At 62.2% G+C, this 14134-nt stretch carries 11 protein-coding genes; 5 read left to right on the top strand and 6 right to left on the bottom strand.

The features are described 5' to 3' along the window. Positions 1-3 precede the first annotated feature (3 nt). Together FXB40_RS33485 and FXB40_RS33480 are read left to right on the top strand one after the other, a co-directional pair. Positions 4-780, top strand: a complete 777-nt coding sequence (locus FXB40_RS33485; RefSeq protein WP_148776561.1) for a PP2C family protein-serine/threonine phosphatase — start codon at positions 4-6, stop codon at positions 778-780. Then, positions 777-2582 carry a serine/threonine-protein kinase gene (locus tag FXB40_RS33480; protein ID WP_148776560.1) on the top strand — a complete coding sequence of 602 codons (1806 nt, stop codon included), beginning with the start codon at positions 777-779 and terminating at the stop codon, positions 2580-2582. Before FXB40_RS33485 ends, FXB40_RS33480 begins: the two co-directional genes overlap by 4 nt. Positions 2583-2692: 110 nt before the next feature. On the opposite strand, the gene FXB40_RS33475 is transcribed toward FXB40_RS33480, so the two are convergent. Together FXB40_RS33475 and FXB40_RS33470 are read right to left on the bottom strand one after the other, a co-directional pair. Continuing rightward, positions 2693-3721, bottom strand: a complete 1029-nt coding sequence (locus FXB40_RS33475; protein ID WP_246208125.1) for a DUF4424 domain-containing protein — start codon at positions 3719-3721, stop codon at positions 2693-2695. 51 nt (positions 3722-3772) lie between these two features. After that, positions 3773-4054: a hypothetical protein gene (locus tag FXB40_RS33470; protein WP_148776558.1), complete on the bottom strand. Its 282-nt coding sequence runs from the start codon at positions 4052-4054 to the stop codon at positions 3773-3775. 158 nt (positions 4055-4212) lie between these two features. On the opposite strand from FXB40_RS33470, the gene FXB40_RS33465 reads away from it, so the two are divergent. From FXB40_RS33465 to FXB40_RS33455, 3 genes are all read left to right on the top strand, one after another. Further along, positions 4213-5979 (top strand): NHL repeat-containing protein, encoded by a 1767-nt coding sequence (locus FXB40_RS33465; RefSeq protein WP_148776557.1) that lies wholly within the window; start codon positions 4213-4215, stop codon positions 5977-5979. Between the two features lie 115 nt (positions 5980-6094). Further along, positions 6095-7918, top strand: coding sequence for a caspase family protein (locus FXB40_RS33460; protein WP_430648172.1), 1824 nt, complete (start codon positions 6095-6097; stop codon positions 7916-7918). A gap of 19 nt (positions 7919-7937) precedes the next feature. Beyond that, positions 7938-8597 (top strand): DUF4384 domain-containing protein, encoded by a 660-nt coding sequence (locus FXB40_RS33455; protein ID WP_148776555.1) that lies wholly within the window; start codon positions 7938-7940, stop codon positions 8595-8597. A gap of 19 nt (positions 8598-8616) precedes the next feature. On the opposite strand, the gene FXB40_RS33450 is transcribed toward FXB40_RS33455, so the two are convergent. From FXB40_RS33450 to FXB40_RS33435, 4 genes are all read right to left on the bottom strand, one after another. Next, positions 8617-9795, bottom strand: a complete 1179-nt coding sequence (locus tag FXB40_RS33450) for a hypothetical protein (RefSeq protein WP_148776554.1) — start codon at positions 9793-9795, stop codon at positions 8617-8619. 92 nt (positions 9796-9887) lie between these two features. Continuing rightward, entirely contained in the window at positions 9888-10916 is a 1029-nt protein-coding gene (locus FXB40_RS33445; protein ID WP_148776553.1) for a hypothetical protein, read from the bottom strand. A 38-nt stretch (positions 10917-10954) separates the two neighbouring features. Beyond that, positions 10955-12838 (bottom strand): caspase family protein, encoded by a 1884-nt coding sequence (locus tag FXB40_RS33440; protein WP_148776552.1) that lies wholly within the window; start codon positions 12836-12838, stop codon positions 10955-10957. A 352-nt stretch (positions 12839-13190) separates the two neighbouring features. After that, on the bottom strand, positions 13191-13853 hold the full coding sequence (locus FXB40_RS33435; RefSeq protein ID WP_148776551.1) for a methyltransferase family protein: 663 nt from the start codon (positions 13851-13853) through the stop codon (positions 13191-13193). Positions 13854-14134: the final 281 nt, after the last annotated feature.

Here is a 14134-nt window from a genome sequence, read left to right as displayed (position 1 = left end):
GCGATGGTGCAAGTCGCATCCTTGTTCGATGTTGGCAGCGTCACCCATGCTGGACGGGTGCGGACGCGCAACGAAGATTCCTGCCTGGTCCGGACCGATGTCGGCATGTGGGCGGTCGCAGACGGCATGGGGGGCCACGAGGCCGGCGATCTCGCGAGCCGCATCGTGGTGCAGTCGCTTGATGCAATAGGCATGACGGATTCCGCCGCCGACTTTCTGGCGGAGTGCGAGGAGAGGCTGTTCCGCGCGAACCAGCAGATACTGATGCTCAGCCGGGAACGTCAGGGCGCAACCGTCGGCACGACGGCGGCGGTTCTGCTCGTGCGCGACGGCTATTATGCCTGTATATGGGCAGGCGACAGCCGGGTGTACCTGATCAACCGCGGCGGCATCAACCAGGTGTCCCATGATCACAGCGAGCTGGAGGAACTGATTGCCGGCGGTGCGGTGTCACGCGAGGACGTCAAGGACTGGCCGAGCAATGCGATCACCCGGGCCGTCGGCGTCGCCGACGATCCGGAGTTCGAGGTCGTGACAGGTCCGGCCGAGCCGGAAGATGTCTTTGTGATCTGCAGCGACGGCCTGACCAGGCATGTGCAGGACGACGAGATCCTGCAGTATGCAGCCGCGCAGCGCGCGCAGGCGGCTTGCGATGATATGCTTGCTTTGGCTCTGGACCGAGGAGGGCTCGACAACGTGACGATCGTAGTGGTGCGGCTGCTGACGCCGCGATCCTCGGAGCCAACGAGAACGCCGCTGGATCGGGAGCCGCAAGCATGAACTCCAACGATCCGTTCCGGTCGAACTACCGCAGTGTGCCGCCCGGCACCCGGCTCAACGGCATCTACGAGATCGAAGCGGTGATCGGCGCGGGCGGGATGGGCGAGGTCTACAAGTGCCGTGAGATCCAGACCGGATCGCCGGTTGCGGTGAAGATGCTGTTGCCCGACATGGTTGAAAACGAGGCGGCGCTTGCGCTGTTCCGGCGCGAGGCGGCGGCACTCCACAATCTTCCGCACGATGCGATCGTTCGCTATTTCCTTTTCACGGTAGAGCCTGTACTGCAGCGGCCATATCTCGCGATGGAGTTCGTGAACGGCCGCTCGCTGTCGAACATGCTCGACGAAGGCCCGTTGATCTTCGAGGCGCTCGTGAAGCTGATGCAGCGCGTCGCGTCCGGGCTGGATGCCGCCCACGAGCATGGCATCATCCATCGCGACGTCTCTCCGGACAACATTATCGTCCCGCTCGATGATGTGAGGCGCGCCAAGATCATCGATTTCGGTATCGCGCGATCGACCCAGATGGGTGACAAGACCATCATCGGCTCCGGCTTTGCCGGCAAGGACAATTACGCATCGCCGGAACAGGTCGGGCTGTACGGCAACGAGGTTACCGCCAAATCCGACGTCTACAGCTTTGGCCTCGTGCTGTTTCATGCGCTGACCGGACAGAAGCTCGACATGGGCGGGAGCCAGTTTCAGCTGGTTGAAAAGCGCCGGCGCGTACCCGATCTCGGTGCGGTAGACATGCGCATCAGGCCTTTGCTGGAGCGGATGCTGCAGCCCGATCCGGCGTTGCGTCCAACCATGGCGGAAGTCGCCAGCTGGACGCCGACCGGTTTGGCTCGCACATCCACCGCGCCGTTGTCCGGCTTCGATCCGTTGGCGCGGCCCGAAAGTGCCGCGCAGGTGCGACAGGACATGGCGCCATCGACCGCTCCAAGGTGGCGCCCCCCCTGGCTCGGTGTGAGCGTGGCAGCGGTGCTGCTTGTGCTCGGCGGGGGCGGGTATGCTTTATTCGAGCTGGTCCGGTCGGCGCCCGGCGTGCCGACTTTGCCGCCGCCTCCGAAGCTTTCGGGAACGATGTCGCCGACGAAGGCTGACCCCCCGCCAAAGCCCGAACGTCAGGAGCCGGCGAAGCTATTGCCACCGCCGACGGGGACACCCACTCAGCCCAGCGATGGGCCGGCTCGAGCCGACCGCATCCGCAAATACGTGGCCCAATATTCCGGCGGCGACTGCTTCTTCATCTTGCCAGTTGCGGTTAGTCAAACCGCCGCGGTGATCGAAGGCTTCGGTGCTTCGACGGCTCCGTTTGATACGTTCGACAAAGCGTTCAGGCGGGAGCAGGGATTTGAGGCGTCGGTTGGTGTCAGGCAGGTGACCGAGGCACAGTGCCCAGCCGTCAAGTTCCTGAGCCAGCTCGGGAGCGATCAGACGCGGGTGCCGCGCATCTCCCTGTCGGCGACGGAGCTAAAGGGAGGCGAAACCCTCAATGGCACCATCGAGAACTTCGCGAACCGCGTAGTGGAGCTGCTCATGGTTTCGGACCGCGGCGAGGTGCAGAGCTTGTCCTATCTTTTGAAGCCGGGGATCGACTCGCTTTCGTTCACACTCCCGACACCGCGCGCGAACGGTCCGCAACTGCTTTTGGCTGTGGCCACGCCGCAAGTTCTTGACTCGTTGCGCCAGCCGCGACCGACAGCCGCTGATACATTCTTCCTGCAGGCGTTGAGCGATTCCCAGCGGAACCATGTGGCGATCACCGCGGCGGCACGCTACGTGTTGCTCACGAACTGATCAGCGCGCTCAGAGCATGATCCGGAAAAGTTTGAAGCAGTTTTCCGCTGGGATCATGCTCAATCAATGAGCTAAAGCGCGATGGCAGTTCATCCCAATCTCATCGCGGTTTAGAATTGTCCGACCATCAGGATCTTCAGGTCGGTATCCGGTTTGAAGTCGCTTGCTGTATATTCAGGTGTGCGCCCCGCAGGCGATGCCTTGAGCCGACCCTGACAGAAGCTGACCAGGCGGTCGCTGCCGCCAGCGTCGATGGTCAGCTTGAACGATCGGATCGGACCTGCCCAATTCGCGCCGGTCTTGAGCACGTATGATATGCGCCGCTCCTGCAGCTTCGCGCTATTGGCCTGGCCGTCGCCTGCGCGCTTATCAAGCTCGGCGAGGAATGCATCCGTGACGCAATATTCCTTCCGATAACGCGCGACCTCCAGACCAAGCGCGCTGCTGCGGCGCAGGCTCGCGCGCAGGATAGTGTCTGCGCTAGAGCCGACGCTCGGCCGGTACTGATGTTCAACGACGACGGTGCGCGCGGGCGGGAACACTTGCTGACGAACGGCGGAGGTCCTGGTGACCCAGCCGGGCGCATATTGCTGCCGACCGTTGTCGCTCATGCCGGCAGGCATCAAGAGCCCGTCGTCCACCAGCCGCGTCCGGGTTGTTGCGGGCAGGTCGGCCACCCGGATCTCGCGGCTGCCGATGGGCAGCAGCGGCAGCTTGAACTGGCGGAGTTGAGCGCTGACATCCTTGTCGCCAATCATGGCGCGCTGATCGATAGTCAGTGGCGCCGGGCTGCCGTCGACCTTGGTCTCAAAGTCGACGAAGTTCACCGGGTCGTTCGACGGCAGGGCAATATTGTCGGCTTCCGAGAGGTCGATGTCAGGCAGCGGAAAGGCCACAGTCAGCGTAACCGGCTTGTTGGTGATGTTGGCGAACTGATAGCGAACGCTGACCTTGTCGAGCGCGATACGCAGATCCTCGCTCTCCATAGCCACATCGTTGGTGTGAACGAACTGCAGTCCGCCAATCGACAATTCGGCAGCCGAGTCGTTGGCCTGCGCCGGCCAGGTGGTTGCAACCATGAACGCGGCCATCAGGGCCCGTACCCGGAACGAAGGCCGGGGCGGCGGTTCATTCACCATGCTAGTCTCCATATGGCGTGGCAACATGTGCCGGTTCCGCTCGGCAATGGATCAGTCGAGGGCCCGGTAAAGCTCGCCCCATTCGGACTTCCAGACGCCGTCCGGATCCCACACCACGATCGCGAGCTTTACATCATTGGCGAGCCGGATCGCGCCGCGAAAGGCATCCTGGGCCGGCAACGCGGCACTGACCTGGTCGTTTGACAGTCGCCCGCCGCTCGCAGCGGCCGGCATCACGACCGATCCAGTGGCGCCGTCATTGTCGCGTTTCAGGACTAACGTGATGGCGTCGGGCTGGACTTCGTTGACCTGTTCAAATCTATTCCTTGTCATGAATTTGCACCGCAAGCTGAAGAATTCGGACTATCACCGTCCAGTGATAGAATTGAACGGGATCGAGATTGCTCACCACTAATTGACGCGCCGCATTAACGGCATCTCGGATTAGTCGGTCCGGCGCGACGATCGGTTCGGGGTACACTGAGGCGAATATGTTTCGTCGATTTTGCTGGACTTGGGTCTTGATTGCCGGTGCCGGCATTTTCGCTACCGCGGCGCACGCCGAGGATACTATCGTGCGCAGCTTCGCCGGCGGTTCGGCACCCTCGATGGTAGGCATCGTTCCCGCCAGCGAGGACGTGGAACTGGGGGGCCCCCAAGCGCTCAGCGCCGACGGGCAGGGCAACCTGTTCGTGCTCGACCAGATCAACGGCCGCATTCTCCAGTTCGATCCCAAACAACCGAACTCCGCCCCGGACGTCCTGAAGATGCCGAAGGATGTCCAGCCGACCGACCTCGTCGTTCACAACGACGACATCATGGTTTGGGACGGCGGCGTGCGCACGTTGAAGGCAGCGGCGGGGCAGTCCACGCGTGGGCTCGGCGACCAGATCCAGCTCGAGGAAGTCTCAAGCCGCGGCGTGGACGATCAGGTCGCCGTCTCCGCCTTCGCCCAGATGGGGTCGCAGCCGCCAGGCAGCGCAACCGACCTACTCGACCAGAACACGCGCGCGGCGGTCATCAGGAAGGGGCGGCAGCCCGATCGGCAATACATCGCGTCCCGCAGCAAGGGCTCGGTGATCGCCGACGTCATCCCGGACAAGGGCAATTCCAGCGTACGGATCGAGATCCAGACCATGGTCACCAACGAGAGCATTGGCGCGCTCGGTCTGCGCGTGCGCGACCAGCTCGGCACGGTCGAATTTCTCGAGATTGACAACAGCGACCGCTTCTATGTGCTGGCCGAGGACATCCCGCCGTCGGGGAAGAACGCCTCGACCTTCGTCGCACGCTATGCCGCAAACGGTCGTCTCGAGGGAATCTACGAACTGCCACTCGAGAACACCCCGCTGACCAGGCGGTTCGTCACCGTCTCGGGTGATGGCGATGTCTATTTCCTGCGAACCAAGCCGGACGGTGTCGAAGTGGTTGGCGTTGGCTTCAAACCGCTGGGCAACGTGTTGGTCATCGACGTGCGGCCGTCGCGGACCTCAGCGAAGCCGGCCCCGGGCCCCGACGGCCGACCCGACAGCGACGTCAAGTTCAGCGCGACTGCCGCGGTCCGGCCCTCCAATCGTCAGCAGGCGATCGAGACCGCGTTCGCATTCGAAGGCGTGCAGTGGAAGCTGACGCAGGCGAACTATGGCAACGATCCGGATAGCCAGTGCAGCGGCTTCAACCGCATTCGTCGGCCGTGGTACCTAGAGGGCAAGGTGAACCAGGAGGTGCGCGGCGTACCCTATTGCTGGGGCTGCCACGGTTCGCTCGCAAATTTCCGGCAGCGGATCGAGAGCGGGACGCTGGCCGGCAACGTCTGCACCCGCAACGCGCCGCGGCCAGACGTGGCGGGCGTCGACTGTTCGGCGTTCGTCAGCGCCGCGTGGGGACTCTCGGTCCACTACACGACTGCCGCCATCCCGGCGATCGCGGCCCCCGTGTCGAATCCCTGGGACCTCAAGCCCGGCGATGCGCTCAACAAGCCGGGCTCCCATGTGATGTTATTCCTGCGGTTTACGCCCGATCGCAAGGCGGAGGTGATGGAATCCTCGACCGGTGGATGCAATGGACGCGTCTGCCGCAACGTCTATCCGTTGGCGGGCCTGCTAGCACGTGGCTACAATCCGGTCCGGTTCCGTGCCTTCGCGGATGACCAGGCGACAGTTTCGGCGGATGCCTATCAAGAGGACGATGCGCCGACGGGGCGCAAATCGACGGCTGCCAAAGCTGCGACCAACAAGCCAGCGACCAGGAAGCGCTGAACCCCCGGTGTCCTCGGCGCTACAGATGATTATGAACTACTGCCGGCTGGCGTTTCGAACACCCGGACGGCGGGCCACCGCCTCGATCCGACAATCTGGTTCCGGGGCGGCCTGCATGACGTCGAGGTGGATCAGGATGCGAAGCTCCAGAGGATTTGAACACAGGTTCGGCCGCTTGTGCGCCGCCATCGCGCTCGCCGCGATGATCGGCCTGCCGCTGCAGCATGCTCGGGCGGCGGAAGCGCTTTCCATAAGCAATCCGGATGGCGGGGCCGTGCGTGCGCTCGTGATCGGCATTGATGATTATCAACATGTCCGCAAGCTGAAGGGGGCGGTCGCCGACGCCGCCGATATCGTGTCCAGTCTGAAGACGATGGGGGTTGGCGACGTGCTCGAGCTGACCAATGCCCAAGCGGACAGGGCGAGCGTGCTGCGAGAAATCAGCGCGATGGTGGAGCGGACAAGGAACAACGATCTCGTCTTTCTGTCGATCGCTGGTCACGGCACGCAGGAGCCGGAGCGCATCAAGGGCTCGGAGCCGGACGGCATGGAAAACGTGTTCCTGCTGCCAGGCTTCGAAACCACGCCGACTGGATCGGTCGAACGTGTTCTGGGGAGCGAGTTCAACCACTTCATCCGGCAGTTCGAACTGCGCGGTGCGAAGGTGATTTTCGTCGCGGACACCTGCCACGGCGGCGGAATGGTGCGCGATATCGATCCGCGGGCTGAGGAGATGAGTTTTCGCCAGGTGCCGCGCTACACGCTGCTGGTCGATGAATTGAAGCCGGTGTCGGACAGCAACGATCCGAAGTCCGAGCTCGATCTCGATCACACCGCGTTCCTGGCCGCCGTTGATCGCAACACCAAGGCCCCGGAAGTGCGAATCCCCGGGGTCGATGGCCTGCGCGGGGCTCTCAGCTACGCGGTGGCGCGGGCTGTAGAGGGCAGCGCGGACATCAATCATGATGGCAAGGTGACACTCAAGGAGCTCTTCGCCAACGTCCGCCAGGTGGTCTATCAGCTTTCAGACCAGCGCCAGAACATCGTGACGATATCGTCGCCTGCGCAGACGCCGGAGACGGACGTCGCGTTCGAACTGACGCGCGGTGTGGTGCTCATTCAGGGGCCGGCCGCGAGAACCGCCACTGCTCAGGCTACGGTTGCCGCTGATGGGAAGGCGCCCTCCGCACCGGTTGCCACGACCAAGACTCCGACGGTACCAACCCTTGTCGCCGCGCCCAATGCAGCTCCCAGCAATCCAGTTCCGACCGACACCGCGCTCGCCGGCACCGCACCGGCGCCCCCCCGTCTTTCAACGCCAATCCGCTTGGCGGCGCTCGACGGCAAGATGAACTATTTTTCGAGCGTGAGCACGAAGGATGTCACCGTACAGGCGGTTCAGCCGACGGATAATCCCGACTTGATCTGGGACCCCGTGTCTCATGACGTAATCGCCTGGGGCGATGTGGTCGCTTACGGGATGGAGGTGGCCAATTTGCCGACGGTCGTGGATCGCACCGCGGCCATCCGCGAGCTCAAGCGAATGGCAACTCGTTCACCCCAGACGATGCGTATTTGGCCGGACGATCGACAGCAGCGCGCCGGCCAGACCATCGAAGTTGAACTGTCCGACGTCGCGGCGAGGGCGCTGTTGCTGTTCAATGTGTCAGGCGATGGAACCATCCAGATGTTGTATCCCGTGGGTACGGATGCGCCGTTGGCCAAATCGCCGAGCTTGCGGCTACCGCTCAGGGTGGGCGAGCCTTTTGGCGCCGAGCAGATTGTCGCGGTGACCTCGCAGCAGCGCATGTCCGACCTTGAGACCGTCCTGATCCAGCTCAATCGGCGTCGTGCGTCGGGGCAACTGATCAAGAGTCTCGAGCGTTACCTGCCGGCGGACGCGCGGATCGCCTCGATCGGCTTCTTCAGTGCTCCCTGACGGTTTGACCGGGGGAGCCATGTCGCCATCGGAGCCGATCCGCCGCGAGCGAATATACCTTGCGTTGCTGCTCCTGCTGACGGGCGGACCCGCGCACTCAGCGCCGTTGCCCCCGGAATCCTCGCATGCAAGCCCAGCGATCGCTTCATCGCTTTGGCGCATCCAGGTCACGCGCGGACAGACCAGTGCGGTGCAGAGCAATTCCGCGAACGTGTCCCTCGAGATCCTGCCGGGTCCGACGGTCGAGGTCGGCGGCAAGGTATCATTCGGCGTAACTTCCAGGAAAAAGGGCTATCTCATTCTGGTTGATGTGGATGCGGAAGGACGGATGTCCCAGATCTTTCCGACTCCCGAGTTGGTGGAGCAGTCGGACGAACGCGACATCAATCTTGTCAAGCCCGGCGTCCAGTTCGTTGTGCCGACGCCAGCAGCGCGGCAACGTGGCTTCGAGTATGTCGTCGCACCGCCGACCGGCTCGGCTATCATGGTTGCGATCCTCAGTGAGCGGCGTGTGCAATTGCTCGATTTGCCGGATCTCCCGCGCAAGCTGCAGAGCCAGGCCGACGCGTTGAGCTACCTGGCGGCCTGGACCAGCGAGTTGCGTGTGCCGGACAGCGCCAACGGAAGACTGGTGTCGAACAATTGGTCGCTGGACGTCAAATCCTATTCCATCAAGTAAGCCGGGGCCGTCGACTGGCTCAGAACTTGAAACCGAGGGTGAGCGTGCCGGATGTTTCCATCTTGCCGTCAACCGAGCAGCTGCCGTTGAGCGCGATGCTGACACGCCCGAACTTCGCGACGTCGACGCTCACTCCGACGCGAGAGAAATCGGTTGGCGAACTCGGGATCATGAAATTCACGTTGTCGAGCGCCCAGAAGGGCAGCTTGCCCTGCAAGTCGGTTTTCCAGAGCAGTTCGACAAAAATATGCCGCAGCGCGTCCGGGTCGACGATGATGGTACCTTTGCTGTCCCTGACCACAAAGCCCATCTCGTCGATGTGAAAGTTGCAGATCCGCTTCGAGACGGCACAGTGCACCGAGGTGAGATCGGGCAGGTTCTTTGAATCGCCGAACCGAGCCGAAGCCTTGGGATCCATCGCCGGCCCGGTTCGCGGGTCGGTCGTCGCAACCGGTCTTTCTTCCGGAAATGTCTGCCAGATTTGCCGAAAGCCGATGCCCTCGGTTGCCAGGAACGAGGCATTGCCGAAGAAATGACCGCGGCCGGATCGTTCTCCACGGAAAAAAACACTGTTGCCGGCGGGATATTTCAGATTCGTCAGCACATCGAGAAGCCGGTTGTGATCCTTGGCGACGAAATTGATGCCGTCGAGCACGAGCCGTCCTGCCTCCAGGTGCGAACCGATGTGCTCGTCGAGATCGACACCGAGACCCTCCACCCGTCGGTAGATCTTCCTGAACACCTCGGTGTCTCTCGCGGTAACGACCCGGGCCCGTCGCAGCGCGTCGAGACGCCGCTCATCGTCTTTCTCCAGAATGTAGATCCGGCACAGCCCGGGCCGGTCGATCGCAATGTCGAGATGCACGTGCGGAGCTTTGCCGGTCTGCGTGAAGCCGACGCTCTTGACCCCTGCCTTCAGCCACGGGTCATAACCCGGCATGTCGATCTGGTCAGAGCCCAGCCGCGGCGCCTTGCCGGCGGCGTCGAGCAATTGCCGCCAGTTGTCGCACATGAAGTCGAAGCCAAGCGGATTCCAGTACGGCACAAGGTCGTGGATTTTGTAGAAGCCGTAGAGCTGAATGCCGGCTTCGTGCAGCTTCAGCGCGACCTTGTTCATGTCCGCTCGCATCGCGGCGCGGTCCTGGCCCGTGTTGCCGGCCTTTGGTGCGGTGTTCGGGTCGAAGGGGCTGCCCGTCATCTGCGAAGGTCTCCTCGCGTCACCACGGCGGAAGCTAGCAGGTGGCCGGTTGGCCGGCTAGTCCGTGATCGGCCGCAGCCGTTCCCGCAAATCTACAGCTTGTTCAGCCGGCCGTAGAAACCGCCCCGGGCGATCATGTAATGAATGTCTTTCGGAAAAGGAAAAGCGTCGCGAACGTTTGAGATCGCCTTTTTGAGGAATTCACCGTGATGCGAGGCGGGCTTGTGGCCCAGGGGAGCTTGGTCGGCGACCTGCGGAATCATGAAGCGGTCCACGTAAGCTGGATCCAGATCATTGACCCTGACCATCTGCCCGAAGGCTGGAAATGCGTCATAGTGACCCACGCTCACATTGAGGTTCTTGAGGGCAGGGCGCGATGACAGAGCACGATCTCCATCGAGCGTTGCCAGTCCGCGTCCGATCAAATCCAGCTTCACCGATTGCGAAAGCGTCGACGGACCGTAGACGATTTCGAGTGCGCAGGTGCTCTGACCAGACAACCATTGGTACCAGAACGTCGCGTCATCGGGCTGTGCCATCGCGCCATAGAGGCAGTCAAATCCCCAGCAGGCCGACAGGTTCGGCTGATATTTTCCGAGGCTTCCGACCAGATTGCGCATGCCGTTCCCCCCGCCAGAATGGCAGGCGATGATGAGCTTGCCGATCTGGAGCTGGGGTACGGTCTCCGAGCCAGGCTTGGTCCCAAAGCCGGAACCGGTTCCGAGAGCAGGAGCCAGCCACCTGGCAAGAGCCCCGAGTATTTCGTCGAGGTAGCGTTCGCCCCATTTGGCAGAGGCCAGATCCTTGACGCTGTAGTTGCCGGCAAAGCTTTCGCCGACGGCATATTCGTAGCCCAGGAATGGCGCGATAAGCACAACGTCCCTGCCGGAATCCCGGACCTGTTCGCGCAAGCGCGCGGGATCATTGCGGAACAGGTATTCATGATCCCTGACGTAGAATCCATGCAGCCAGAGCACGACATCGAACTTGGTGGCGGTCGTGAGGTGCTTCGGCGGGAGATAGACCGCCGTCGGCCTCATGCCGGGCGCCTGCCGTTTGGTGAAGAGGGTCACACCTGGAAAGGTGCCGATATCCTTCTGCTCCAGTTCGCACGTTGTCACTCGGATCGCTCCGCTTCGGGCACCTCTTCTGCGGCGCGCTAGTTGCAGACCTCGACGTTTCCAGCATTGCCGTCGGCGCCGCCGTTGCCGCCACGAGATTCGATGTGACAGCCACGGTTGACCTGACGGCACAGAAGCCGGTCGCAATAGATCTGGCCACTGCTTCCCTTGGCTGTCGCCTGCCGCCGTGGCACGGGAGCCTCCGCAGCCGGAGCGAGCTTTTCGCGGGCCGGCCGATCCGCGCGGGTTGGGCGCTCGTCCGTGCTGCGGCTTGCAACGGGTTTCTTGCCGCGCCGTTTCTCGCATTCATTGTCGTCGTTGAGGAACGAACCTTCGGCGCAAGTAATCTTGCTGCACTGGTCGCCGTCGGCTCGGTAGCCGTGGTCGCAGATCATCGGGCAGATCCGCGACGGCCGGAGCTTGATTGCGTCAAGCGCATCGAGACTAGCAAGCTTGGTGTCGAATTTGGTCCCCGCCTGGCGGTTGAAGAGCGCCAGCGAGCGCTGCGAAGCCGCATTCCATTCGCCATCGACGGCACCCGTGAAGCATCCGACGCGGCTCAACTCGCTCTGTACCGACCTGGCAAGATCGGCTTGAGGGATATCGGCCCTGGCGGGATCGACTTGGTGCGGCCCGTCGTTCAGGGCGGCGATTTTTGCGTTCGTGTCGTTCTGGACGGACTCAGCCGCCGGAGGCGAACCAGCTGCGAGAGAATTCTCGGTCGCGGACCTCGGGGTGAGTGCAGCGATGATCGATGCCTCGGAGGCGGCCCGCTTCCGCTCGGCATCAGTTGCTTGCTGCTGCGCCACCTGCTTTGTCGTTTCGGCGGCAATGCGGGCGTTCTCCGCGGCCTTCAGGTCTGCGGCCGCCTTTTCCTGGTCGGTGCGCTGGGCGCCTTCGGAAGCCAACCGAACGCGCTGCTGTTCGGCCTGCCGCGCCTTCTCAGTTGCGGCAATCCGTGCGTCCTCCGCCTCGATCTGGTTGAGCTGAAGCTTTGCCAGACTAGCGTAATACCCGTCGGGATGCTGGCTCAGGAATACGCCCAGGGCGGCCTTGTTGTTGAGTTGCAACGCCAGTTCGTAGTCACGGCGGACCTCGGACTGGGGATTTGCCGCCGCAGGCGTCGGTTCCTCTGCCTTGGCACTAGGCACGAGAGCAACGTCCTCGCCGCCCAACGAGCCGTAGACGTAGGGCTCCTGCCGGTTTCCTGTGGCTTGCAGGACATCGTCGCGGACAAAGCCGAATACCCTGCGCAGGTCGAGGCCCGGCTTTGCGATGTACTTGACCAGAGCCGCCGCGTACGGGCTGTTCTTGCTGTTGCCGTCGAGCGCCGTCAACCCGGCCTTTGCGGCGAAGGCGATCAGCGTATTGGATACGGTGGGCTCGACCCTAGCGAGCCCGCGACTGATCGATCGTGAGGCAACCGTTCGCTTCATGGTATCGGCAAAAGGATTGTTGCGGCACGCATCGACGATCACGACCCGTAGCTGTCTCGCAGGCTCGATCGCCAGCAGCACACGGTCGAGCGAGAACGCCTCGTCGTAAATGTCCGTATCGCGTTCGAGCCTTGCATCGGTCGGGATCAGATAGTTTGCGCCATCGATCTCGATCCCGTGGCCTGCGTAGTAGACGAGAGCAATGTCGGCATCGCGTACTTGATCAGCGAAATCCCTCAAGGCTCGCTTCATGTCTGTCGCGGAGAGATTGAGCCTCGAGTCGACCACGTCAAATCCTGCCGCTTTCAACGTCGCTGCGATGGCGGCGGCGTCGTTGGCCGGGTTGGGAAGCAGGGGTGCGTTTTGATAGGTGGAATTGCCGATCACCAAAGCCACGCGCTTCGTCGCGGAAGCCGGCTCAGCAGTCAGGACCAGCAAGGCGCCGAGGACAAGGGCGAATAATTTGATTTGCGTATAAAAGCTCATGGCGCAACGTCCAGCATCAGCCGAGAGGGGAGCGTCAACGAAGATGGCCGCGCAGAATGCTTAGAAATGAGCTCTCGGCGGCCGATTGTCTCCGTCCAGGAGCAGTCTCGAGCACGATCCATTCCTAATGTTGTCGCGTATTTCAGTGAATGCGTTCAAAGGCCTGAGACGATTGTCGGGCCGGGCACGTTGGGCATGGTTGGAGCCTAGAAGGGCGTGTTTGTAATGTAACATACTGATATTTATTGATTTTTTGATCGTCTTCGATGGCTTCGTTGAAGCGCAGGAGGGCTAGGCTTGGCTGGGATCGAAGTTCCACTGGCAGCACATCAAGCGGAAGTGAAATCCGGTGTTAGACCTGCGGATCGATAGCTTTGGTCGAAAGCTCTTCGCTGGCTTGATTGGCCGATCGCCGAGGTCGTGCAGGGATCAGAAAAGGAGTTACGGCGGCGTAGGCGGCATATTCCGGAAATGCCTGCCTCAAGATCCGCTCTTCGTTGATCATCCGTCGGTATTGGCTCGTCACGACCATGATGGCGACGAGCACGGCAAGCGGTGAAAGGACCTGGAGTGTCATGCCGACCAGAGCAACCCCCTCGCAAAGATAGAGCGGATGTCGCACAATTCCATAAGGCCCTTCCGTCACCAGGCGCCTGGCCTCTGCCAAGATGCTGAACGATTTACCCAGCCAGCGGAGCACCACGATACTGAGCGAGATACCCACCAGGATCAACGTGGTGGGAACGGCCGACCAGATCGGTCCCAACTCAGCCTTCGGAAGAAACGCGAGCGCGATGCTCAAGAATGTGCCCAGCAAGGCTGAGACCCGCGTCTCAATGCCCTGCGACTTCATGATCGGGACCAGCCGGGTCACGGTTGCCAGTGCGACGAGGCCGAGGAACAGGACGTTGGCAATTCTGGCGGCGACCGTCAGCAGGTCGTGGATATTGTCGGGCGGAAGCAGGCGAGGGACGCTGGCGGCGCCCACGAGCGCGGATCCGCCATAGACGATCACGACGGCTGCTTTGGCGCTCCAGTCCGACCAGGGATTGACGCTGCGCCCGGCGGTCCGTTTCCTGGCTATCCCAGCCTGGTCGAGTTTCGCGTCAATCACAGGAGTGATCCCGCTCGTTCGAAATCTGCATCACTAAACGGCAGGCTTGCCGGGACGTCAATCGACCGGGCAGCCAGCGCAGTCCTGCCGCCCCTTGTGGGTTCCACTTGCTGACCGAGAGGCGGTTTTGAACCGCTTCGGTTGTGGCGACACAAATGATACACTACTTTGGCAGATTGTTG

It is taken from the genome of Bradyrhizobium rifense (assembly GCF_008123425.1).
Classification (GTDB): Bacteria; Pseudomonadota; Alphaproteobacteria; order Rhizobiales; family Xanthobacteraceae; genus Bradyrhizobium; species Bradyrhizobium rifense.
This window is presented reverse-complemented; position numbering and strand designations above follow the sequence as displayed.